18 protein-coding genes are annotated in these 24,009 nt (G+C 42.0%); 9 read left to right on the top strand and 9 right to left on the bottom strand.

Annotation, left to right across the window (positions count from 1 at the left end; translation table 11 throughout):
* Window positions 1-68 precede the first annotated feature (68 nt).
* The 5 genes from GO816_RS11315 to GO816_RS11295 all read right to left on the bottom strand — a co-directional run bounded on the left by GO816_RS11315 (window position 69) and on the right by GO816_RS11295 (window position 9,992).
* Complete coding sequence (locus GO816_RS11315; RefSeq protein WP_157542044.1) at window positions 69-2,534, bottom strand: glycoside hydrolase family 31 protein; 2,466 nt, start codon at window positions 2,532-2,534, stop codon at window positions 69-71.
* A gap of 52 nt (window positions 2,535-2,586) precedes the next feature.
* Window positions 2,587-3,333, bottom strand: coding sequence for a SusE domain-containing protein (locus GO816_RS11310; protein WP_157542043.1), 747 nt, complete (start codon window positions 3,331-3,333; stop codon window positions 2,587-2,589).
* Window positions 3,334-3,353: 20 nt separating this feature from the next.
* Window positions 3,354-4,946 carry a RagB/SusD family nutrient uptake outer membrane protein gene (locus GO816_RS11305; RefSeq protein ID WP_157542042.1) on the bottom strand — a complete coding sequence of 531 codons (1,593 nt, stop codon included), beginning with the start codon at window positions 4,944-4,946 and terminating at the stop codon, window positions 3,354-3,356.
* Between the two features lie 25 nt (window positions 4,947-4,971).
* Window positions 4,972-7,983: a SusC/RagA family TonB-linked outer membrane protein gene (locus GO816_RS11300; protein WP_157542041.1), complete on the bottom strand. Its 3,012-nt coding sequence runs from the start codon at window positions 7,981-7,983 to the stop codon at window positions 4,972-4,974.
* A 161-nt stretch (window positions 7,984-8,144) separates the two neighbouring features.
* Complete coding sequence (locus tag GO816_RS11295) at window positions 8,145-9,992, bottom strand: glycoside hydrolase family 13 protein (protein ID WP_157542040.1); 1,848 nt, start codon at window positions 9,990-9,992, stop codon at window positions 8,145-8,147.
* Window positions 9,993-10,429: 437 nt separating this feature from the next.
* On the opposite strand from GO816_RS11295, the gene xth reads away from it, so the two are divergent.
* On the top strand, window positions 10,430-11,200 hold the full coding sequence (xth, locus tag GO816_RS11290) for an exodeoxyribonuclease III (protein ID WP_157542039.1): 771 nt from the start codon (window positions 10,430-10,432) through the stop codon (window positions 11,198-11,200).
* A gap of 200 nt (window positions 11,201-11,400) precedes the next feature.
* Window positions 11,401-12,030 (top strand): WG repeat-containing protein, encoded by a 630-nt coding sequence (locus GO816_RS11285; RefSeq protein WP_157542038.1) that lies wholly within the window; start codon window positions 11,401-11,403, stop codon window positions 12,028-12,030.
* 39 nt (window positions 12,031-12,069) lie between these two features.
* Here GO816_RS11285 and hscA read toward each other — a convergent pair whose 3' ends face one another.
* Complete coding sequence (gene hscA / locus GO816_RS11280) at window positions 12,070-13,929, bottom strand: Fe-S protein assembly chaperone HscA (protein ID WP_157542037.1); 1,860 nt, start codon at window positions 13,927-13,929, stop codon at window positions 12,070-12,072.
* Window positions 13,930-14,124: 195 nt separating this feature from the next.
* Here hscA and GO816_RS11275 point away from each other — a divergent pair, with 195 nt between their 5' ends.
* Window positions 14,125-16,959, top strand: a complete 2,835-nt coding sequence (locus tag GO816_RS11275) for a TolB family protein (protein ID WP_157542036.1) — start codon at window positions 14,125-14,127, stop codon at window positions 16,957-16,959.
* Here GO816_RS11275 and GO816_RS11270 read toward each other — a convergent pair.
* From GO816_RS11270 to GO816_RS11260, 3 genes are all read right to left on the bottom strand, one after another.
* On the bottom strand, window positions 16,927-17,715 hold the full coding sequence (locus tag GO816_RS11270) for a copper homeostasis protein CutC (RefSeq protein WP_157542035.1): 789 nt from the start codon (window positions 17,713-17,715) through the stop codon (window positions 16,927-16,929). The genes GO816_RS11275 and GO816_RS11270 overlap by 33 nt on opposite strands.
* 89 nt (window positions 17,716-17,804) lie before the next feature.
* Window positions 17,805-18,812 (bottom strand): N(4)-(beta-N-acetylglucosaminyl)-L-asparaginase, encoded by a 1,008-nt coding sequence (locus GO816_RS11265; protein WP_157542034.1) that lies wholly within the window; start codon window positions 18,810-18,812, stop codon window positions 17,805-17,807.
* Window positions 18,813-18,857: 45 nt separating this feature from the next.
* A complete protein-coding gene (locus GO816_RS11260; protein WP_157542033.1) occupies window positions 18,858-20,192 on the bottom strand; it encodes a dihydroorotase in 1,335 nt (444 codons plus the stop codon).
* 186 nt (window positions 20,193-20,378) lie between these two features.
* On the opposite strand from GO816_RS11260, the gene GO816_RS11255 reads away from it, so the two are divergent.
* From GO816_RS11255 to GO816_RS11230, 6 genes are all read left to right on the top strand, one after another.
* Window positions 20,379-20,906: a DUF4142 domain-containing protein gene (locus GO816_RS11255; RefSeq protein WP_157542032.1), complete on the top strand. Its 528-nt coding sequence runs from the start codon at window positions 20,379-20,381 to the stop codon at window positions 20,904-20,906.
* 172 nt (window positions 20,907-21,078) lie between these two features.
* Window positions 21,079-22,422 (top strand): DEAD/DEAH box helicase, encoded by a 1,344-nt coding sequence (locus GO816_RS11250; protein WP_157542031.1) that lies wholly within the window; start codon window positions 21,079-21,081, stop codon window positions 22,420-22,422.
* Between the two features lie 12 nt (window positions 22,423-22,434).
* Window positions 22,435-22,704 (top strand): hypothetical protein, encoded by a 270-nt coding sequence (locus tag GO816_RS11245; RefSeq protein ID WP_157542030.1) that lies wholly within the window; start codon window positions 22,435-22,437, stop codon window positions 22,702-22,704.
* A gap of 11 nt (window positions 22,705-22,715) precedes the next feature.
* A complete protein-coding gene (gene gldC / locus GO816_RS11240; RefSeq protein WP_157542029.1) occupies window positions 22,716-23,045 on the top strand; it encodes a gliding motility protein GldC in 330 nt (109 codons plus the stop codon).
* A 48-nt stretch (window positions 23,046-23,093) separates the two neighbouring features.
* Entirely contained in the window at window positions 23,094-23,528 is a 435-nt protein-coding gene (locus tag GO816_RS11235; RefSeq protein WP_157542028.1) for a hypothetical protein, read from the top strand.
* 12 nt (window positions 23,529-23,540) lie between these two features.
* Window positions 23,541-23,918: a DMT family protein gene (locus GO816_RS11230; RefSeq protein ID WP_157542027.1), complete on the top strand. Its 378-nt coding sequence runs from the start codon at window positions 23,541-23,543 to the stop codon at window positions 23,916-23,918.
* Window positions 23,919-24,009: the final 91 nt, after the last annotated feature.

Here is a 24,009-nt window from a genome sequence, read left to right as displayed (position 1 = left end):
CTTATTATACCAAATGCAAAAGCCCCGCTGCAAACTTTTGCAGCAGGGCTTTTATTAGCATTAATTCGTTAATAACTTAGTACAATACGGCCTTTATTATTATCAATAATTAAGCTTTGCACACTACTTCCCTCTGCAACATTATCCGTTCCCTGCGGATCAAATGTAGAGATAGGCATTAAAAGTGACACAAATTCTTTTTTAGGTTTTAAAGATTTCCCGTTCAGGCTAAGTTTTTCAACTCCATCAAATCCGTGCAGTTGTATTTCTATGTATCTAAACTTTGACGCACGGTTGCCTTCTGCTTCATTAATTACAACTTGTTTTAACGATGCATTGTAGGTTATTAGCCTTTTATAGAAAGATCCTTTTTCGTAGTCATAGCTTTCGCCATCATCTTCATAATACACAAAGTTGTTGTTGCGGTTACCTTTATAAATATGTAGGGTAAGTGTATCGGTAGGTTTTTCGGCAGTGCTTTGTATAAGCGATTGCATAGGAATTATACTGCTTTCTTTCACAAAAACCGGAAGTTTCGTAACAGTAATTCTGGTCAGCTTTTCCTGTTTACCGCTTATGCGTTCATCATTATACAGGTTATACCAGTTACCCTCAGGAAAGTATACTGCTCCGAAGCTATCAGCGCCTCCAAAAGGAGCAACCATAAAACTGTTACCAAAGCCATATTGATTTTGAAATTGTGTTTCATAAATCTTCGGATCGAAGGTATAGTCTATTGCCAATGAGCGTACCACGGGGTTGCCGCTTTGCGTTGCTTGGTAAAATGTTGAATACAGGTATGGCAACAACCGGTAACGCAGGTTTATAAAGTTGCGTGAAATCTCCAGCGCTTCCTCACCAAAGGCCCACGGTTCGGCTGACTTGGTATTTACAGCTGTATGATTACGGAAGTACGGACTAAATGCGCCTATTTGCATCCAACGGGAATAAAGCGCTACATTAGGGTTGCCGGTAAAGCCGCCAATATCCATACCGGTAAAGGCAACGCCGCTTAAGCCAAGGCTACTTAGCAAGCGTACGCCTAACAACATATGGTCTTCCTCGGCCCGGTTGTCACCTGTCCAAATTGCAGTGTAGCGTTGCAATCCTGCATAACCGGCACGCGTTAACATAAACGGACGTTTGTTGCCATTAGCTTTCAGATAGCCCTCGTAACTGGCGCGAGCCATTTCCATGCCGTAAACATTGTGCCCCTGCAGGTGAGATACGTTTTTACCCTCATAATTGAACAACACGTTATCGGGTATTTTTTGGCCCCATGTTGCAATCTCGTTCATGTCGTTCCAAATACCATCAACACCTACGTCGGCATACTTTTTTACCTGTCCATGCCACCAGGTACGTCCTTTGTCTGATGTAAAATCAGGGAAGTGACACCAGCCTGGCCAAACCTGTCCGGTATAATTTGTGCTGTCGGCGTACTTTATAAATATGTTGTTTTTAACGCCGTCTTCATACACTGGGTAGTCCGCTTCTGTCTTAACACCGGGGTCAACAATAAGTGTTAAATGCAAACCCATGTCTTTCAGTTTAGCTGTTAACTTTGCCGGGTCAGGAAACCGATTTCTATCCCAGGTAAACACTTTGTATTTATCCATATAATGAATGTCGAGTGTTATTCCATCTGCAGGTATTTTCTTTTCGCGTAGCGTTTGTGCAATGCGGTACACCTCTGTATCGGGGTAGTAGCTGTACCGGTTTTGCTGATAGCCCAGGCTCCACATAGGAGGCATTTTCATGCGGCCGGTTAAATTGGTATAGGAGCTTATAATATCAGCAACGTGTTTGTGGTAGATGAAGTAGTAGTTCATTTCGCCACCACGGGCACCAAAAGAAGAAAAGCGGTTGTTGCTTGCGCCAAAGTTGAAATCGCTTTGAAACGTGTTGTCAAGAAAAATACCGTAATTTAACTTATGGTGTATGCCGATGTAAAACGGAATAGTGGAATAAATAGGATCCTGGTCGGTGCGGTATCCAAATGTATCAGAGTTCCAGTTGGTATAACCGCTACCTTTGCGATCAAGATTGCCGGTCTTTTCTCCTAAGCCTACAAAGCGTTCACCATCCTGCATGTGCTTGTACGTGGTAACCGATTCATTAACCCATGATGTAGTCATTCCTTTTTCATCCTGGCTTATGATGTTACCATCCAGCGTATAGAAGGTAGCGCTGTAAGGCTTTTTACTAATCACAAGTTTAACCGAATCTGTTTCAATGTTAATTAGATTCTCATCCTGATTGATAGTAACCTTGCTAGGTTGTGGCTTGGTAATTACAGCGTACGAAAAATCGGGTTGTAATGGTTGCTTATCCATACGCAAACGTATTACCGAAGGGCTGTAAACCGTTATTTCGGCAAATGCGTTTTGCGTGGTTAATTTAACCTGCTGTCCGCTTATTTGCACGTTACTCACGTTGCCTGCACTTTTAACAGCTACGTTTTGTGCATAACTTATACCAGCTGTACACACTGTTAAAATAGCTAGCGGGAGCACTTTGTTCAATATCTTCATGTATTTAACAGGTTTTTGAATTACGGGCAGTGTTGGTGCACTGCCCGTAGCATTATTGTTTAGTTATGGTGTAAGTAAAGGAGTTAAGATCTACATGAAGCTTAAACGTACCCGTTCCCGGAAAGACAAGGTTTGCGCCGCTTGCACTTAATTGTCCGCTTGCACCGCCAAAGCTTTCATCCCAGTTGGGTTTGGTAGCTACCTTGAATTCAAAATTGGTTACCGTTGACGGTACGGTTACAACACCATCGTAAACCTTGTTATCCAAAGGTGATTCCAGCTTTGGTGCTGTAGCCGGCGACCAGCCCTGGTATGCACCCGGCAGGTACACAAAGCCCGCAGCCGAGTATGGAATTACGGTAAGCGTTACTGCGTTTGAATAAGCTGCATCGGTATTTGGAGCAATGCTTGATTTTAACCTTACTTCAACTTGTGCCTGTGCATCAATCACAAGGCCAAGGTTAAGCAGGGCTTTGTTCAAATCGCCAACTTTTACTGCGGTGGTGGTACCTGCTGCTGCTATCTCGCGTGGAAGTTTAAAATTGTTGCCTTTTTTATCAACCTGCAGGGTATAGGTAACATTACCTGCCGAACCGCTTACCGGGGTTGCCGGCCAGTTAAAGGTTACGGCAGTGTTCTCTGCAGTTGGCTTTGACAGGGCAGGTGTAGTGGTTGAGGCGGTTAAATTACCTGCATTACCTAATGAGGAATAAACCTTTGTTTCATCCTTTTTGCAGGATGCAAGCATGAGCAGCATTACACTGCCCGCTGCCATCAATGAAAAAAATATCTTCTTCATAATAATTATGCTGATGCTTATTAATAACCTGTGTTTTGTTTCAAATTAGGGTTGTTGTTTAAATCGCTGCTTGGTATTGGGAAAAGGGTGCGGAATGATTCAACACCACGGCCGTCACGTATGCCGCCTTTCCATGGCCATAAGTATGTGCCCGAGGTAAACAGGCCATAACGAATTAAATCGGTACGACGGAAACCTTCCCAGTACAACTCACGCCCACGCTCATCAAGTATGCTGTTTAAGTTTATTGAAGTAAGGTTACCTGCAGGTGTGCCGCTATAAGCACGTGTACGTAAAGCGTTTATATACTGTAGCGCAGTTGCTGCGTTACCACCCGCGCCACCACGTAGTGTCGCTTCAGCATAAATCAAATACATTTCGGCCAGGCGGAATAATGGGAAGTCGGTTGAGCAGTAAGTGCCACCGGTTGATGGTGCTGCTGTACCGTTTTGTAAAGTGTTTTTAAACTTGGTTACGGCTAAACCTTGTGTAAAATCATTTACATTGTTAACCTCCTGGTTATTGCCGTAAAACAAAGCGCGTTTGTCTGTAGTACCGGTACGGTCGGTAAATAGCAAAGGTAAATTGCGCGTACTGCGGTTACCGCCCCAGCCACCACTTGGTACACCAAAGCTAGCCGGGTTCATATCTGAGTTTATTGCCGCATTGATGATATAAGTAGTACCGCCGTAGTTTTGGGTGTTAACACCATCATAGTTTACCGATAAAATGGTTTCGGTGTTATTGAGGTTGTTATCGGCTATAAACAATCGTTGGTAGCTTGGCATTAGGGTGTAACCTGCACCAATTACCTTATTGGCGTAAGTTATAGCATCGCCATATTTTGCATTTCCATTACCTAAATACACTTCAGCATTCAAATACATACGTGCAAGCAATGCCCAGGCGGCAGCCTGATCAGCCCTGCCGTATTCGTTTTGGCGTGGTGCTGCCAGTGAACTTTCAATACCTTTCAATTCTGACTCTATGTAGGCAAATAACCGGGCACGTGTAATTTGCTCAGGCAGGTATTTGCCAATAGGTGTTGTTTCATCAACATAAGGCGGATTGCCAAATAAATCCATCAATACCCAGTATTGATAAGCCCGTAAGAAACGCGCTTCGGCGCGGTATTTACGTGCGTTATCAGCATCGGCACCGGTAATGCCTCGGTTGGCCAGCTTTTCATCTGTAGATTCGCGAATGAAAGCATTGGCTACCGTAATTTGATAAATACAACGGTTGTACAAACCATTTAGCAAGGTGTTATTAGGTCCCCAGTTCAGGTTATGGAAATCAGGTACATCTGTATTATTCCATGCACAAATAGCTTCTTCAGTGGTCCATTCCTGGGCACTCCAGTATAAGCGGATAAAGTCAGACGTACCGGCATCAATACCGCCTAAATCTGATTTATCGGCACCTACGCTACTGGTTAAAGCAAACGCGCCGTACACCTTTGCAAGCGATTGCTTGTAGCCTATTGGGGTAGCGTACACATCATCAGCTGTAGTAGCATTGGTAGGTGTACGGTCTAAATCTTTTTTGCAGGATACCAAGGCAGCTGAAACTATAACAGCAATACCCAGATTTTTCCATATATTCTTTTTCATTTCTTCTCTTCTCTTCTTTTATGGGTTAAAAGCCAAGGTTTAAACTCAAGGTATAAGTGCGCGGGCGAGGATAAAATTTGTTATCTATACCACCTGATATTTCAGGGTCAAGACCTTTATACTTGGTTAGCACGAATACGTTTTGCACGTTGGCGCCAACATTTAGCTTTAAGCCGCGTCCTTTAAAAATATTACCAAAATTGTAGTTAAGCCCAACGTTATCCATGCGCAGGAATGATGCGTTTTGTACGTAATAATCTGACAGATAAGTGCTGTTGGTAAAGCCGGTATTAAGCAAATCGCGGCTGGCATTATTATTTAAGTTGCCTGCAGTGCTAATGATGGTATTTTGAGTGCCAAGATTGGATGCAACGTTGTTATACATGTAATTGCCAATGTTTGCACGTAATACAGTAGAGGCCGACCATTTTTTATAGTTAAAGTTGGTGCTGAAACCCATAATGTATTTAGGGAAAGGCGATTTGTAATGATATAAATCGCTGTTGTTGATTACACCATCTTTGTTTTGATCAACAAATACGCCTTGTAGCGGCTTGCCTGTTTTTTGATCATAAACCTGTTGGTATACATAAAATGCATTTGGCGAATAACCTACGGATTGTATTTGCACATTTGTACCTGTACCACCTGTAATACCGCCTACTGCATTACCTACCGAGCTGTCATTTACACCTGTGGCAGAAAGGTTGGTGATTTTGTTATGATTGTAAGCAATGTTGTAGTTCACTGTCCAGTTAATGTCCTGAGTTTTTACCGGAACAAAGTTTAAGTTCAATTCAATACCACGGTTTACCATGTTACCTACGTTGGTAACCAAACCGTTGGTAAAGTTGGTACCTGCAGGCAGGAATATGTATGATAACAGGTCTTTAGTGTTTTTATAATAGGCATCAACGCTACCGCTTATACGCTGGTTCAGGAATCCAAAGTCGAAGCCAACGTTGGTAGTAGCTGTTGTTTCCCATCTTAAGTTTGAATCATAGAATGATGGGGTATACATATTATAAAACTGGTTGCCAAACTGGTATTTAGAGTCGTTGTTACTCACAAAGTAGGTAGGCAAATAGCGGTACAGGTAATCGTTACCCAAATCCTGCTGACCGGTTATACCGTAGCTCACGCGTAGTTTTAAATCAGATACAGTTTTTGAAGTTTTCAGGAAGTCCTCGTCACTAATGCGCCAGGTAAAGGCAGCCGACGGAAATACACCCCAACGCTCGGTTGGTGAAAAGCGAGAAACACCATCTGTACGAATTGAACCTGCAAATATGTATTTGGTGTCAAAAGTGTAGATTAAACGTCCGTAGTATGATTCGAGCGTGTATTGCGGAACATCAAAGGCAAACACAGGGGTTGAACCGGCTAACAAGCCACCCGCTGCGTTGTAGCGAGGATAATTGCGGTTTACCGTACGGAAATCGTAGTAACCATAACCGGCAGTTGCATTGATATTGCTTTTAATTGATTTAAGATCGGTTACATAGTTTAAATAAAACTCGCCGGTTGTGTTGTAATTTTTTTGATGTGACTGGTAGCTAGATCCGGCATTAGCATAGGCTTGGGCCGCTGTAGCAGGAACAAATACGCTGCCACCACTTTTTGATAAATCGTAACCTAAATTCAAATTAGCCCTTAAGCCGGTTAAGAAAGGAAAACGATAGTCGGCAGTGAAATTACCGAAGCTGCGGTAGGCATTGTATATGTCTGATTTATCATTTAACAGTGCTACCGGGTTGCGTGGTGCGTTAGGGTTAAGCACCACAGTGCCATCAGCAGTTGTGTTATACCACTCGTTATAGCCGTTAAAAGGGCTGCCGGTTTTGTAAACAGGTTGCGTAGGGTCAAATGCAATTGATGCACCAATGGCATCCTGATTGCCAAAACGGCTTTTAGCATAAGTTCCGTTTACGTTAAAATCAAGTTTTAAGGCGTCATTGAAAAACTTAGGACTTAAACGAATTGCTGCAGTGGTACGCTGCAAACGGTCGGTTTTAAGTAAACCGTTAGCATCTAAATATCCAACCGAAACACGGTAAGGAAGTTTGTGGGTAGTGCCTGATACACTAAAGTTATTATCAGATGTAAAAGCTTTTTGATAGATTTCGTTTTGCCAGTCGGTATTGGCATTACCCAAAAATGATGAGCGGTTGGTACCATTTGCAGCATCATAATTACGAATATAGTTGCGTACTTCATCAGCCGATAATACGTCAATTTTATTACGCATTGATGCTATGGCATTTTTGGTTGAAAAGGTAAACTGTGGTGTACCGGCAGTGCCTTTTTTTGTAGTAATTAAAATTACACCATTTGATGCCCTTGAACCGTAAATAGCGGTTGACGAGGCATCTTTTAATACGGTAAATGTTTCAATGTCATCAGGATTGATCAACGCCAATGGGTTTGAAGCACCCGAAATGGCATTGTTACTCACTGGTACACCATCAATTACAATCAAAGGATCGTTGCTGGCGTTTAGCGAAGCACCCTGACGTATACGTATAGTAGCGCCTGCACCCGGCTGGCCGCTGTTGGTACTAACTGATACACCAGCAATTTTACCTTGAATCAATTCCGCAGGTGTGGTTGTAGTACCCTTTTGAAAATCTTTTGATGAAACGGTTGATATTGCACCTGTTACTTCTTTACGGTTTTGCGTACCGTAACCTATAACTACTACTTCCCCCAAAGCCTTGTTATCGGGCGCTAGTTGGAAATTGGCAGTTGCCATAGCTGTGGCGCTTACAGTAACAGCTTTACTTATTTTTTCGTAGCCTATAAATTGCGCTGCTACAGTGTAGCTGCCGGTTTTTAAATTACTTATCCGGTAAACACCGTCGGGGCCGGTAACGGTGCCTTGAGTAGTGCCAGTGATAACAACACTTACACCAGGCAAAGCTTCGCCTTTTTCGTCGATTACTTTACCGGTTATGCCCCCGGTTTGTGCGAATGCAAAGCTCGAAATAAAGAGCAGCAGGCACAACATTGCATAATTTTTGAGATAGTTCTTCCTCATACAACTTTTGTTTTTTGCTGTAAAACCTTGTTGGTTAAATAAAATTGGTTTGAAATAATGGGGTAGGGCAAAGCCTTACCTGCATAAACTGCGATTGTTTTTTGTTTAGGTTGGTTAGGTTTGAGGTACAGTTATTTGCTATGCATATTGGGGATAATTGATTAATTTAATTCTAATATAAATTGCCCTCTGGCCGGCACAGATATGCTCTTGGTGATATTGAATTTATTGCCTGTGATTATATCAAGGCCTTCCGTTCGGTTGCCGGCTACTTGCTTATACCTATCCATAGGTACTTGGCGGGTTGAGTTATTACCATTTAGCATAACCAAAACAGTTTTTTTGCCACTTATACGTGCATAAACATACACGCCGGTTTCGTCAGGGACATAGTGTACAAGCTTTCCGTTTGCTATTGCCGCATTTTGTTTACGCCATTTAAGCAATTTTTGCAAGTAACTCCAGGCCTCGTTTTGCTTATCACTACGGCCATCGGGGGTAAACGCATTATTTTTATCACCGCTCCAGCCACCAGGGAAGTCGGTACGCACGTAGCCATCGCTTTTAGCTTTTTTACCGTCCATTAAAATTTCGGTACCATAGTAAATTTGCGGAATACCCCTTGTGGTTAGTAAAAAGGCTAGCGCTTGTTTATAGCGGCGAAGATCCTGGTCGTCTGCACGGGCAAAGCGGTCTAAATCGTGGTTATCTAAAAATGTAAGAATGTTGCTTTGGTCAGGAAACATAAAGTCTTGAGCAAGCTCTTCGTATATGCTGTAAAAAGGACTTCCTTCACCTGTGCGATCATCTTTGTGATAATCAAAAGCGCCTGAGGTTATGAAAGTAAGCGGAAAATCCATTACAGTTTTAAGCCCGGTTTTGCCTTGCTTATTCAATACAGAGCCTTGTTGCCACCAAGATGATGCCGATGACCGGCCATACCATGATTCGCCTACGATGTTAAACTGCGGATATTCGGCTTGTACCTCGCGGCACCAGCGGGCCATAAACTTATAGTCGGGGTAGGGATATGTATCCTGGCGTATACCGTCTATACATGCAAATTCGATCCACCATATGCTGTTTTGTATTAAATAAGTAGCCAGGTGCCTGTTGCGTTGATTTAAATCTGGCATCTCCTTAACAAACCAGCCTTTAATCAAAATATCTTTATCGATGGCAGCAGCGTGTGGGTCCATCAAAGTGTACTTAGCATGGTTGGTTTGTACATATTTGCCAGAGTTATTATTAATCCAGTCCTTTGAAGGCAAGTCATTCATCCACCAATGTGAGCTTCCGCAGTGGTTAAAAATCATATCCATTACCACCTTCAAGCCGTTTTTGTGCATGTTAGCCGTCAAGGTTTTGAATTCACTGTTAGTGCCAAAACGCGGATCAATATTATAAAAGTCGGTGATGGCGTAGCCGTGATAGGAGCCACCAGGCATGCGGTTTTCCTGTACGGGGTTTAACCATACCGTTGTAAAGCCTAAATCTTTTATGTAGTTGATGTTTTTAGCAATGCCGGCCAAATCACCGCCATGGCGTGCATTTGGGTCTTCGCGATTTACTTTAACGCCATCTAAATCATCATTAGCCGCATTGGCATTTGCAAAACGATCGGGAGTTATCAGATACATAACATCGGCCTGACTAAAACCTGCTGCACCTTCTGTAGCTGTACGTGCAAGCAACGGAAAGTTATGCGTAAGCGTTTTGTTGCCTTGTCTAAATTGTAGCTTAACGTTGCCCGGTTTGGTGTTATCCGCAATGTTCAAATAAACAAATAGATAATTTGGATTATCAGTATGGGCAACTTCTTTTACAGTTACACCTGAATAATTTACAATTAACCGGCTTAACCCAATCTGTTTGCCATAAACCATTATTTGAAGCTGCTTGTTAACCATGCCGGTCCACCATGATGATGGCTCAACTCTGGTTATTTCAGCTGCCTGGCTAAGTAAAACAGAAAGAACAAAAAATAGCGAGAGTACAATTCTTCTCATTTAAGGTCAGTTAATAGTTTTTATTTTCCAGTCAAAAAACACGGCACATCCAAATTACTGATACCGGAATTTCAACTAAGTGTATAATTGGTTTATGGCTGTTTACGATTTTGAGTAATAATCGTTGCAGCAATACAAAGTAAAGTCAGAAACAGCAAAAAAGAATTAAGCTGCCGTGGTTTTTAAAATTAATTTACGGAATTTGCAATTTAAATATCTGTAACACAGTGTTATAATTAGATTACGGACCTGTAAAATTTAACCTCATTTTGAACGTAATTAACTTTACATGCAGTATGTTCACTAAATCATGATGATAAATCCCTAGATAACATAGTAACAGGCTTAGTGTGAACAACCACTGTTCAAATAAATGACTGAGTGTATTTACTCAATCAACTCCCACAAATTGTAATGTTTTATGTTATTATTACAATATGAAAATTGCCACTTATAATGTCAACGGCGTAAACGGCCGACTGCCGGTTTTACTTCGCTGGCTGGCCGAGGCGCAGCCCGATGTAGTTTGTTTGCAAGAGCTTAAGGCGCCACAGGAAAAGTTTCCCGAAGAAGCCATTAAGGATGCAGGGTACAATGCCATTTGGCACGGGCAAAAAAGCTGGAACGGTGTTGCCATCTTAGCCCGCGGCATGGAGATAAAGGAGTTACAACGAGGCCTTCCGGGTGACGATGACGATATACAAAGCCGCTACATTGAGGCTATGGTTAACGATGTAATAATAGGCGGACTATACCTTCCTAACGGAAACCCGGCACCGGGACCAAAATTTGATTACAAATTAAGCTGGTTTGAGCGGCTGCAGAAACACGCAGCACGCCTAGTTGAACTGGATATGCCTGTTATACTTACAGGAGACTTTAACGTGATGCCAACCGAGCAGGATGTTTACAAGCCCGAACGTTGGTTGGATGATGCCTTGTTCCGTCCTGAAACACGTGAGGCATTCCAAAACCTTGTTGCACAGGGGTGGACAGATGCCATACGTAAGCTATATCCTGAAGAAACCATTTATACATTTTGGGATTATTTTCGCAATGCATACGGACGTAACGCCGGTTTGCGTATTGACCATTTTTTACTTAATCCGAAAGTATCAGATAAACTGAAAGCGGCAGGTGTTGACAAGCATGTACGCGGCTGGGAAAAAACCAGCGATCATGCACCCGTTTGGATTGAGCTGAAATAAATGCAATATAAGCAACTGTCAACTTAATGGGCTTCGGATTCAATTTGATGTTTGCATTTATAATAGTTTCCTCAACGGTTATCTTACTTATTGCAGCTGTTGTAGGTAAAAAGGCGAATAGGCTGCGTTAAGCAAATAGTTAGTTTAATGAATAATTGATTTGCAGTTTTAGTTTTATTAATAAACTTAACGGTACAACAATGAAATATTTAGCCGTAGTGCTTTTTTGCTTTGTCTGTTCAATTGCAATTGCACAGCCTAAAATGGATGTGCTTACATCACGTGAAGACACTACTTTTAAAAATAGGTATGGATACGCTTTTGTAAATGCTAAAGGTGATACGGTTCTCAAACTCGACACCGCCAAGTATTCATTTTGCTTTACAAATAGCTTTAAACACTTTGCTGTAGTAGGGTTCAGAAAAAAACATGGCTGGTATGCTATTGACAGGAGAGAAAAAGTGTTATTTGAAGTTTATAACACAAGTAAGGGCGAGCCATCACCTGATGAACTGCGCGAAAATTTGATACGCACAGTTGACAACAAAGGACTTATCGGCTTTGCCAATGAAAAGGGACAAGTTGTTATTGAACCCCAGTTTGAAGCTGTTACAAGTTTTTATAAAGGCAAAGCCATTGTTGGAAAGGCATGTGAAGAAGTGTTATGGGGCGGCGAAAGCCATGCTAATGATGGCGATAAGCACTATACAATTCATTGCAAGCAAGCAGGCTACATTAATAAAAGAGGCCAGATACTCAAAATGGGAATCTTTACATTCGAACAAATACAAAAGCAAATTGGTTGGAAATCAGAATTTGATTTGATGTAAAAGCGCACACACTCGTTTATGTGCACGCTTTACTTAATATTATTCATCAACACTCTTACCCTTCATGGCTGTTGCAATAGCCTGGTCCATCACGCGTTCGGCATAAGGGCGGGTAAGTTCATTGAGCTCGTCAATTTTTTTGTGGATGAGGTCTTTATCACCGCTGGTAAGTGCAGCTTTCAAAGCCTCAACATATTGGTGTGTACCGCTAACTTCAGCAACGCTTAGTAGTGCACCGTGCTTTTCTATGAAGCGTTCAGTGGTATAAACCATTTGTTCACCTTCGGTACGCGCTTCAATCAGCATACGTTGAGCCACATCGTCTTTAGCATGCGTAATGCTGTCCATAAGCATTTGTTCAACCTGGTCATCGGTAATACCGTAAGCAGGCTTCACGTCAACTTCCTGCTTAGTACCAGAGCGTAATTCAATGGCTTGCACTTTCAATATGCCATCGGCGTTAAGTAAAAAGTTGATATCAACTTTAGGGAAACCTGCAGGCATAGCCGGTATTCCTTTCAAATCAAATTCAGCCAGTTTGCGGTTTTCTTTAACTAAATCACGTTCACCCTGGTAAACAGAAATTTTCATATTCACCTGTCCATCGACAGAGGTAGTGTACTGCCTGCCTGCTTTAGTAGGTACCTTTGAATTACGCGGAATAATCACATCCATTAAACCGCCCATAGTTTCAATGCCCAATGATAGAGGGGTTACATCAAGCAGTAAAATGTCTTTACGGTTACCTGCTAAAATGTCGGCTTGTATTGAAGCACCAAGGGCAACTACCTCATCAGGGTTCACATCATCATGCGGTGTTTTGCCAAAGTAATCGCCAACGCGGCGTTTAACTAAAGCGGTGCGGGTAGATCCGCCAACCATAATAACCTCGTCAATATCGTTGATGCTTAAGCCTGCATCTGTAAGCGCATTGGTACAGGCTTTAATGGTTTGCTCAACTTTAGGGGCAATCAGTTCTTCAAATGTAGTGCGGTCTAGCGTACACCATATATCGCTAATTTTTTCATTAAACAGGCTTTGATGTGCAAACGCTTTTTTAGCTTCTTCGGCCTTTAAGCGCAGCTGCTGCATCAACTCGCGGTTATCAGCAAGTTCTGTACGGTTCAACTGGTTTTTTTCAATCCAATATTCAAGTATAGCCCGGTCAAAATCATCTCCGCCCAAAAAGGTGTCGCCGTTAGTAGCTAACACCTCAAATATGCCGTTTTGTATTTGCAGTATAGACACGTCAAATGTGCCACCGCCTAAATCGTATACTGCAATGGTTTTAGTTTCGTCGGCCTTAAGCCCTATACCGTAGGCTAAGCTGGCGGCAGTAGGTTCATTTACAATACGTAAAACGTCTAACCCGGCAAGTTTGCCAGCATCGCGTGTGGCTTGGCGTTGCGAATCATTAAAGTAAGCAGGAACGGTAATCACCGCGCGGTTAACAGGCGTTTTTAGGGCGTGTTCTGCACGCTCTTTCAGTTCCTTTAATATTAAGCCAGATAGTTCGATAGGGGTGTAAAAGCGATCGCCTACTTTAACCTTAACAAGGCTTTCTGTGTTGTCATCAATTACTTTATATGAGAAAAAATCTTTGTAATTTTCAATATCTCCATAGGAGCGGCCCAGCAAACGCTTAACTGAAAATATAGTGTTTTGCGGGTCTGTAACCAGGTAATTTTTGGCCTCGTTACCTACAGTAATGGTGCCTGTGGTATCAAAATGCACAACCGAAGGCACTAACACTCCCTTGCCTGCGTCATTTATAACCTGCGGGTTTTTTTCGGGGTTGATGAATGCTACCAGCGAGTTGGTGGTACCTAAATCAATTCCTACAATAATTTCTTCCTTTTGCAATGAACCCGTTGCCAGGTTGATGGAAACTTTAGCCATAATACTTGCTTAACAAGCGGCAAATGTAGCTAGTTTTAGCTTAAGGCTTGTCATACTTGTGTGAATTGCTTTGCAGCATGTAAGTATATACTATGATTGAGTAAAGTACTCAACTGCAACCATACATTGTTGACTCCTATTTTGCCTATATAAATCATTGCGTTAATGCGTATTTCTCATTAATTTCATCGCATAATGATTAAGGCTAAGTTTTGTGGTGTATTTATAGCAGCATTGGTGTTGATGGCGTTGGGAGCAAATGCACAGCAATTTGGCGGAAATCCACCTTCACTTAAATGGAATCAGCTCAATGATTCAGCGGCAAGGGTAATATATCCGTTGGGTATGGATTCAATTGCAAGGCGGTTAGCGGGCATAATTGATCATGTCAAACATAGTACCCAACCAACCATAGGCTTTAAGCAGCGTAAAGTAAACATCGTATTGCAAAACCAGCTAATTACTACTAATGGTTACGTTGGTTTGGCACCGTTCAGAAGCGAGTTTTACCTTGTACCGGCACAAAACAGTTTCTCATTAGGTAGCTTACCTGTGGGCGATCAGCTGGCTATACATGAATTCAGGCACGTTCAGCAATTCAATAACTCCAACGTAGGATTAACCGCTTTTTTAAAAGCTGTTTTTGGAGAAGGCGGGCAGGCCTTGGGATATGGTATTGCCGTACCAAACTGGTTTGCCGAGGGCGATGCCGTTTATAATGAAACCTACTTAACCAACCAGGGACGGGGCCGCCTACCTTACTTTTTCAACGGCTATCGAAGTTTATGGGCGGCCGGAAAAGACTATAGCTGGATGAAGCTTCGTAACGGATCATATCTAGACTTTGTGCCCGACTGGTATCCGTTAGGGTATATGATGATTGCTTACGGAAGAAACACTTACGGTGATGATGTTTGGCGCAAAATTCATGGAGATGCAGCAGCTTACCGTACACTTGTTTATCCTTTTCAAAGCGCATTAAAACGTTACACAGGCAAAAATTACGCTGACTATCGCACCGCAGCGCTTAATTATTTCAAACAGCAGCTGGTAGGTCCCGAATTAAAAAAAGGCGCCTCACGATACAAAAGCAATCAGCATTTTATCGGCAATCAGGAATTTCCTGCCTATGTAGATGACAGCACTATTATCTACCGGAAATCGTCGTACAAGCAACGGGCAACCTTTGTTGAAAGGCGAGGCGACCAAGAAAGAAAAATACGACTATCGGACTTTACCGTTGATGGTTACTTTACGTATAACAACGGTAAGATTGTTTATGCATCGCGTCGTCCTGATCCGCGCTGGACCTACCGTGAATATAATGAGCTTAAAATAGTTGACGTGGCAACCGGCTATCAGCAAAATGTTACTCATAAAACCAAGTATTTTGCTCCGGCCTTTAATGCTGATAACAGCCGCATTGTTGCAGTTGATGTGCAGCCATCGGGCAAGTATGCCTTACATATATTAAATGCTGCTAACGGTGTATTAATTAAAGAAGTACCCAATCCTAATGGGCTATTTTATACTTACCCCAAGTTTTATTCTGAAAGTTCGATTATTGCAGCTATCCGTAAAACATCGGGCAATATGAGTATTGCGTTAGTTGACGTTGAAAGCGGAAAGTTAACCGAACTTACACCCGAAGGCATAGCGCCGAAAGCATTTCCGGTGTTGCAGCGCGATACAGTTTACTTCACAGGAACATCGGGCATTAACGACAAACTGTTTGCCATCAGCATACCCGACCGTAAAGTATATGAATTGCAAGGCGACTCTCTTAGTAATTACATTGGCAACTATCAGCCTGCTGTAAGCACAAATAAAGTAGGGTGGGTGAGTTTTAGTGCATTTGGTTATCAATTGCACCAGGCAGATAAAAAAGATCTTTATTTGAAACCATTTACCGAAATATCGCAGTTACCTGATTTCAATATTGCATCACTGAAAAATGAACCGGCCAGTAACTTGATTACATCGGCGGCTCCAGCTGACACGCCTGCAAAAAAGTATCCGAAGTTTACTCATCCGTTTAACTTCCATAGTCTGGTTCCTAATATTGATGACCCTGATTACAGTATATCTTTAATGGGAGAGAATATTTTGAATACCCTGCAAACTGAGCTTTCCTTTGGTTATAACCGTAATGAAGGATATAAACAATTAAGTTTTAATACTACTTATGGCGCCTTTTTTCCTTACCTGTTTGGCAGGGTTGATTACACGCTAGACCGGCGCGACTACGGCTTTGACGCCAACCGCAATGTAGTTGAAGTAAACTGGAACGAGACAAGGTTGCAAACCGGCATTCAGGTGCCACTGCTTTTTGCCGGTGGCAGAAACTATACGCGCCTTACCTTCACAAGCAGCGTTAATTTAAGTATGAATGATGTTAAACAACAGGCATTCAGAAGTTCACTTCCTAATTATACTTACTTAAATAATTCATTCACTTTCAACAATCAAATTGCCAAGCCCTATCAACTAATAAATCCGCGGCTTGCGCAAAGTGTAACGCTGAGCTATCGTAATACTATAAACAGCTTAAGTGCGCATCAATGGTTAGCATCCGGTACTTTTTATTTTCCTGGTATACTACCAACGCACAGTATTGTAATTAATGCAGCTCATCAGCGCCGAGATAGGGCTTACAGCTTTTTCTCTAATCAGTTGCCGTTTTCGCGCGGTTATACAGCTGATAACTTATATCGTTTATACAAAGCCGGAATAAGCTATCATTTCCCGGTAGCGTACCCTGATGCAGGCTTTGGAAACTTATTATACGTTATGCGCCTGCGCGGAAGTGTATTTTATGACTACACCCGTGGTACTGATTTTTACCGAAACGGCACAACGTTTAAAGCAGATTTTAAATCGGCAGGAGCAGAGCTATATTTTGATACCCAATGGTTTAATCAAAGCTCCATAACATTTGGCCTGCGGTATACGCGTTTGATGGATGAAGATTTGTTTGGAGGAAACGGTCGTAATAGGTTAGGCCTCATACTGCCCCTGAGTATCTTTTAGCAAGGGGTATGGTTCGTTAGCTTTTTCAATTATCGAGCGTACGCGGCCTGCATCGGTTTCGTCTATATCGTAATCTTTGCCTACGCTACGTCCTAACAATATATTTTCATTCATATAAAGCATGCCCGTTTTACGAATTTTGCGTGCCGATGAATGAATTTCTGTGGCACCGGTAAAGTGCACCAGGTCATTCACATTATATTCGCTCACACCGCCGCCGGGCATTATGCATATACGCCCGTTTGCTTTTTGTATGAGTTGAGCTATCTTACTGGCGCCTTCAATTGCAGTTGTTTTACTGCCTGAGGTAAGTATACAATCATACCCCATTTCAATAATTTCTTCCAATGCCTGAAACATATCTGCGCAAAGATCAAAAGCGCGGTGAAAAGTTGCTTTCATGCCTGCATCTTTTGCCATTTGTACCAGCTCTTTACACCTCACTTTATCAATGGTTCCGTTGGGGTGCAGCATGCCGGTTACTATAGCATGCGCGCCTAGTTGAGCAGCCATCTTTAAATTTTCTTTCATCACCTCATACTCTGCAGCAGAGTATAAAAAGTCGCCGGTACGCGGCCTGAGCAGTACATGTACAGGTATATTAACTTTATTTAAAGTAACTTTTATTTGTCCGTAGGATGGCGTTGTGCCGCCTTCATGAAGGTTGTCACATAATTCGATACGTGTGGCGCCGCCCTTTTCGGCAGCAATGGCTGATTCTACAGAGTTAGCGCAAACCTCAAGAGCAATATTCATATAAAATTGACGAAAAGATATATAGGCTGTTACTTATTAATATACTAATAAGTTAAATATAGCGTAAATGTTAATATTATAAGCGTAAGTTAATAATAACTTTTCCCGTCAATTAACAAATCTTGTTTGTCCTTGTTGCACACCGCAAAGTTGAATCCTTTCTGGAGCGCAAAAGCGCCATACTCACCTTTTTTATTGATAGCTAAAAACCCAACCTGTATTTCCTTGGCAATTTCAGGCTTCTTTTTTACAATGCGCATCACGGCTTCTTTACACGCAGCTTCGGGTGCGTAACCCTGGCGCATAAGCTCAACCACTAAAAAGCTCCCTACGTTGCGTATCACTTCTTCGCCTACACCTGTAGCAGTTGCCCCGCCAACCTCATTGTCAACGTATAAGCCAGCGCCTATAATAGGGCTATCGCCCACGCGGCCGTGCATTTTAAAAGCCATACCGCTGGTAGTGCACGCTCCAGATATATTGCCTTGAGCATCAATAGCCAGCATGCCAATAGTATCATGATTATACTCGTTACCAGGTAGGCCCTTTTTGTTCTCGATGTTTATTGTTGGTTTATATTCGGCTTTCTTAAGCCACTCTTTCCATGCCTTTTCAGAACTTTCCAGCAGCAGCTTTTCTTTTTTAAAGCCTTGTTCAACAGCAAATTGCGTGGCACCTTCGCCAACCAGCATTACGTGCGGCGTTTTTTCCATTACCAGCCGCGCAATACTTATTGGGTGAGCAATGTACTCCATGGCTGCAACCGATCCGCAGTTGCCTTTCTCATCCATAATACAGGCATCAAGTGTAACGTGTCCATCACGGTCGGGGTAACCCGACCGGCCCACAGTATGATTCGTTAAATCAGCTTCGGGAATTTTTACACCAGCCTCAACGGCATCAACAGCACGTCCGCCTTTTGCCAGGGTTTTCCAGGCTTCCTGGTTTGCCTGTACACCAAAACCCCAGGTTGATATTACTATGGGCAGGCTATTAGCTTTAGAAACCGGTTTTGCGTTTCCGGCTACATTTTTTGATAGGAGAGACACTGATGCCCCTACGGCCGAAAGCTTAACAAATTTACGACGATTGTACATTGAATCAGAAGGTTGTTAACGTTGAATAGTCTTTGAAAATACTAATTATCGGTTAAATGTTAAGCGTTTACCTTTTATTGTCTCGTTAAAGTTACCGTGTTTATAAATTAAGTTGCCCGATACTATAGTATGAGTAATACTAGCCGGAAATGTAGTGCCTTCAAAAGGGCTCCAGCCACATTTATATAAAGTGTTTTGCCTGGTTACCTCCCAAGGCTTATTAAGGTCGGTTAATACTAAGTCGGCCCAGTAGCCTTCGCGTATAAATCCACGCTTTTCAATTTGGAAACAGGTGGCTACGTTATGCGCGGTTTTCTCAGCAATTTGTTCAAGTGTTATTTTGCCTTGCTGGTGCAAGGCTAGCAAAGCCGGTAAGGCATGCTGTACCAGCGGCCCGCCCGATGGCGCTTGTAAATAAGGCTGTGCTTTTTCCTCAATTGTGTGTGGGGCGTGGTCGGTTGCAATAACGTCTATGCGTCCATCTAATACAGCTTTTAAAATGCCGTCACGATCTTCAGCGGTCTTAACTGCCGGATTCCATTTTATTAGGTTACCTTTAGTAGCGTAATCAGCATCGCTAAACCATAGATGATGCACGCAGGCTTCAGCTGTAATCTTCTTGTCTTTTAACGGGATATTATTATCAAAAAGCTCGGTTTCCTTTGCGGTAGAGATGTGAAGAATGTGCAATCGCGCACCATGTTTTTTTGCCAGTTCAACAGCCATAGATGACGATAAGTAGCAAGCTTCGGTGTTACGAATTTTTGGATGATAATCAATAGTAATGTCATCGCCCATTAATTCTTTATAGTGTGCAAGGTTGTTTTTTATGGTTTGCTCATCCTCGCAGTGGGTAGCGATAAGCATAGGTGATTGTGAGAAAAGGTTCTCCAAAGTTCGCGGATTGTCAACCAGCATATTACCCGTTGATGAACCCATAAATACCTTAATGCCACAAACATTGCGAGCATCAGTACGCAAAACTTCTTCAATATTATCGTTAGATGCTCCCATATAAAAGGAATAATTAGCGAGCGAGTTTTGCGCGGCGATGTCATATTTATCTTGTAAAAGCTGCTGGGTTAGTGTGTTAGGTACGGTGTTGGGCATTTCCATAAAAGATGTAATGCCACCGGCTACCGCTGCGCGCGCCTCCGTGTATATGTTAGCTTTATGCGTTAAACCAGGCTCACGAAAGTGTACCTGGTCATCAATTGCGCCGGGGAGCAGGTGCAGCCCTTCAGCGTAAATTAATTCATCGGCATGAGCGTCAATGTTATGGTCTATCCGCTCTATCAAGCCATTTTTTACTAAAACATCGGCAACAAACTTTTGGCCTTCGTTAACTACGGTAGCAGATTTTATGAGAATAGATGACATGTGGTAAAGGTATGCAGATTTGGATATTTATTGCTTAAAAGTTTGAATGCGTAAGAATGTTATTGTTTAATTATTTGACAGGCCGAAGGGTATTAATACCCATACTTACCCGATAAATACCCGAAAGCCCATTGCACGGAAACATCAATTGCGTTTATTGCTTATTGAGTAAGATAATTAATCAATATGAAAAACAAATTTATTTTAGTAATAATGCTTGCGTTAAGCGTTTTCACATTCTCAGCATGCTCTGATGATGACGATGATGATGCCATGAAAATGCAGAACCAGCTTTTTGTAAATGAGGCAGCAAGTGGTAACATGCTCGAAATTCAGGCTGGTGCCATGGCGGAGCAAAAAGGTGTAAGCCAGCAGGTGAAAAATTACGGTCATCACATGGTTAATGATCACACTACAGCAAGTACTCAGTTAACTACCTTGGCTAATAACGAAGGTTTCACTGTACCAACGCAACTACTTGAAAAACATCAAACAAAATTAAACAGTTTAATGCCATTAACCGGTGTTGCGTTTGATAAAGGCTTCGCTACGTTAATGGTACAATCGCACGAGGAGCAAGTAAACTTATTTGAACAGGCTTCAAACAACGTTGAAGATGACGACCTGAAAAACTTTGCACGCGAAAAACTGCCTACGCTAAAAGCTCATTTAGAGGAAGCACGCCAATTGAACACCACCGTAAACGCACAATAATAATAATTGTTGATTTGCCTGGGGCTTTGGTAGGGCCCCGGGCTTTTTTTGAGCAAATACTTGTTCCATATAATAAAAGCTAATGCTTTTGCCAGTAAAATGACTGCTTGACGACCAACTCAGTAAGCAAGTACTTTCCCACTTCTTCACTAAAAGCGTATCTTTGCCCGCTATGGGCGTACCTTTCGATGATTTTAAATTTAACCGGCAGATATTAAATGCTGTTGCTGATGCCGGCTATACCGAAACCACACCGATACAGGAAAAAGCTTTTCCGCCTATTTTAAACGGTCAGGACGTGATGGGCATTGCGCAAACGGGTACAGGTAAAACTGCCGCCTATGTGTTGCCAATAATTATGAAGTTAAAGTATGCACAGGGTAACGATGCACGTGCACTAATTTTAGCTCCAACCCGTGAGCTTGCTATGCAAATTGAGGAGAACATACGCAGCTTTGCTGCCAATACCGATTTGCGTACCGTTATTCTATATGGAGGCTTGGGACCTAAAACCCAGATAGAAAACATAAAAAAGGGCGTTGATATAATTGTAGCTACACCTGGTAGATTTATGGATCTTTATCTTGCCGGGCACATTGTTACCAAGCCATTACAGGTACTCGTACTTGATGAAGCCGACAAAATGATGGATATGGGCTTTATGCCGCAAATTAACCGCATTTTGGAAGTGGTACCTCGCAAAAGGCAAAATTTATTGTTTTCGGCTACCATGTCTGATAAGGTTCAAACCCTGTCTGGTAATTTTCTTGAATTTCCTACGGTAATTGAAGTTACACCGCAGGCTACACCTGCACAAACCGTAACGCAATCACTGTTTCACGTACCTAACGTAAAAACCAAAATTAACCTGCTTAAAAAGCTGCTTGACCGTAACGAGGATATTAAGAAGCTTATTGTGTTTACTAAAACCCGTAATGCTGCCGAAGATGTTTACAAATTCTTAGTTCGTAAATATGATGATCAGCAGGTTAAGGTGTTGCATGCCAATAAAGGCCAAAACACCCGTATAAACTCTATCAATTCATTCAAAAATGATGATATTAAAATTTTAGTGGCTACTGATGTAGCTTCGCGAGGAATTGATGTGAGCGATGTAAGCCATGTGATTAACTTTGATGTGCCTATTGTTATTGAAGATTATGTTCACCGTATAGGGCGCACCGGCCGTGCGCATCAAAGTGGCGAAGCAGTAACCTTTTGTAACCCTGCAGAAGAGTATTACGTTGGGAAAATTGAAAAGCTTATAAGGCAGCAAATTGCCGTGCAGCAAATACCCGAGGATGTTTTCATTGAAGAAACACCTTATGAAGAACGCCAGGAGCAGGCACGCGAAATTGACTTGCAGAAACGCAGAGAAGACCCTGACTTTAAAGGGGCATTTCATGAGAAAAAAGAGCGTGTAGAGAAGAAGCCGAAGCTTGGCCACAAACAGCAGTTGGCAAAAAAACATGGTAAACCCAAAACAACCCGCGGTAAGGCCTTGCGTAAAAGATAACTTTTCGAAAGAATGAAAATTAGAATAACCCCCTTAAACTTTGCCACGGCCTTTTTTTTAGTACTGGCATTAATTACATGGCTGTTTAAACCGGCAAGTATTATTGATAACCAGCCACAGCAGCTTACCGGCGCAATTGCCCTGGTTTTCTTGGTTTATGCGGTGGGTTCGGCTTTCCTGGATATGATTTTTCGTAATTTTTTTAAAGACTTAAAAACCCTTTGGCTTATTGAAGGCAGCTTTATAGCGCTTACAGTGGTTATATATTTACTTGTAAAATAATAATTGAATAAATGAAAAGAGCTGAGATTAAATTAATTGTAGATCTTGACGATAATAACGTTCCTGAAAAAATTACCTGGGAGTCTACCGATGCCGCTAACAAAGATGCTGTTCCGGTAAAATCTTTCATGCTGGCTTTATGGGATCATAATTATAAAAATACCATGCGTATTGATTTATGGACTAAAGATATGCCGGTTAACGAAATGAAGAAGTTTTTCTTTGAAACGTTGCAAACTATGGGTGATAGCTTTTTACGTGCTACAGGTGAAACGAATATTGTAGAAGATTTGCGCGACTATTGTGCTCACTTTGCCGAAAAAATGGAAATCACAAAGTAATCTTTAACTGCTAAAAACCTTTTTACAAAACTCAGCCACCCAAAACGTATGTCGCCCAAATCGTTTTTGTCATTTTTTGGATTTATATTGCTGCTTGCCGGTACATGGTGCCCCTTAATTACCGCTTTTGGCTTAAAAACTTACAATTTGTACGGTTTGGAAAAGGCATTTGCCATGGTTGTCTTATTAATGGCTGTAGTGGGCGTAGCCTGCGTTATACTGCGCAAATTTTCAATAGCCCGCCTTGTGGCGTGGATAGGTTTGGCATTGGTGTTATTGGTATTTACTGCAGCGCAGTTAAAGGTGCACGATTTTTTCAGCTTCATACCATTTAAGGGAATTGCCGGTTTTTTTACACATCAAATAAAATTTAAATGGGGCTGGTACTTGCTTTTTGCCGGTCCTGTTTTAAGCATCCTTGCCAATCCCAAAGAAAGATTTCCGCTCACGCAACAAACCACAGTAACCGATGTTAAGTCATGAAATTGATTTAATATGCTGGCGCGTGGAATAAAAACAATACTGTTCCTTATTATTTCTAATACGTTTATGACGTTTGCCTGGTATGGGCATTTGCGGTTTAAAGATTTTCAATGGGCAAAAAACCTTCCGCTTATAATGGTGATTTTGCTTAGCTGGGGTATGGCTTTTTTTGAATACCTTTTCCAGGTACCTGCAAACAGGGCCGGTTTCGAGGAGGAGGGAGGCCCCTTTAGCTTATTACAACTCAAAGTAATTCAAGAGGCACTTACCATTACCATTTTTATGATATTTACCACGCTGTTTTTTAAAACCGAGAAAATTGCCTGGAACCATATGGTAGGTTTTGGGTTGATTATGCTTGCCGTATTTGTAGTTTTCAAGAAGTGGTAACTATTATAGGTAATTCCTCGTACGAAAAGATTTTTATTTCAACATATTTTGATTTATTGTTAGCTTTGATTCGTTAGTCTCGCAAGGGCTG

Origin of the sequence: Mucilaginibacter aquatilis, from assembly GCF_009755275.1 — a bacterium.
GTDB classification, from domain to species: Bacteria; Bacteroidota; Bacteroidia; order Sphingobacteriales; family Sphingobacteriaceae; genus Mucilaginibacter; species Mucilaginibacter aquatilis.
Note: the sequence above shows the minus strand (reverse complement) of the source record. Positions and strands in the feature narration are given on the sequence as shown.

Coding starts and splice junctions, on each gene's coding strand:
- GO816_RS11315 (WP_157542044.1), bottom strand. CDS start 2,534: ATGAAGATATTGAACAAAGTGCTCCCGCTAGCTATTTTAACAGTGTGT.
- GO816_RS11310 (WP_157542043.1), bottom strand. CDS start 3,333: ATGAAGAAGATATTTTTTTCATTGATGGCAGCGGGCAGTGTAATGCTG.
- GO816_RS11305 (WP_157542042.1), bottom strand. CDS start 4,946: ATGAAAAAGAATATATGGAAAAATCTGGGTATTGCTGTTATAGTTTCA.
- GO816_RS11300 (WP_157542041.1), bottom strand. CDS start 7,983: ATGAGGAAGAACTATCTCAAAAATTATGCAATGTTGTGCCTGCTGCTC.
- GO816_RS11295 (WP_157542040.1), bottom strand. CDS start 9,992: ATGAGAAGAATTGTACTCTCGCTATTTTTTGTTCTTTCTGTTTTACTT.
- xth (WP_157542039.1), top strand. CDS start 10,430: ATGAAAATTGCCACTTATAATGTCAACGGCGTAAACGGCCGACTGCCG.
- GO816_RS11285 (WP_157542038.1), top strand. CDS start 11,401: ATGAAATATTTAGCCGTAGTGCTTTTTTGCTTTGTCTGTTCAATTGCA.
- hscA (WP_157542037.1), bottom strand. CDS start 13,929: ATGGCTAAAGTTTCCATCAACCTGGCAACGGGTTCATTGCAAAAGGAA.
- GO816_RS11275 (WP_157542036.1), top strand. CDS start 14,125: ATGATTAAGGCTAAGTTTTGTGGTGTATTTATAGCAGCATTGGTGTTG.
- GO816_RS11270 (WP_157542035.1), bottom strand. CDS start 17,715: ATGAATATTGCTCTTGAGGTTTGCGCTAACTCTGTAGAATCAGCCATT.
- GO816_RS11265 (WP_157542034.1), bottom strand. CDS start 18,812: ATGTACAATCGTCGTAAATTTGTTAAGCTTTCGGCCGTAGGGGCATCA.
- GO816_RS11260 (WP_157542033.1), bottom strand. CDS start 20,192: ATGTCATCTATTCTCATAAAATCTGCTACCGTAGTTAACGAAGGCCAA.
- GO816_RS11255 (WP_157542032.1), top strand. CDS start 20,379: ATGAAAAACAAATTTATTTTAGTAATAATGCTTGCGTTAAGCGTTTTC.
- GO816_RS11250 (WP_157542031.1), top strand. CDS start 21,079: ATGGGCGTACCTTTCGATGATTTTAAATTTAACCGGCAGATATTAAAT.
- GO816_RS11245 (WP_157542030.1), top strand. CDS start 22,435: ATGAAAATTAGAATAACCCCCTTAAACTTTGCCACGGCCTTTTTTTTA.
- gldC (WP_157542029.1), top strand. CDS start 22,716: ATGAAAAGAGCTGAGATTAAATTAATTGTAGATCTTGACGATAATAAC.
- GO816_RS11235 (WP_157542028.1), top strand. CDS start 23,094: ATGTCGCCCAAATCGTTTTTGTCATTTTTTGGATTTATATTGCTGCTT.
- GO816_RS11230 (WP_157542027.1), top strand. CDS start 23,541: ATGCTGGCGCGTGGAATAAAAACAATACTGTTCCTTATTATTTCTAAT.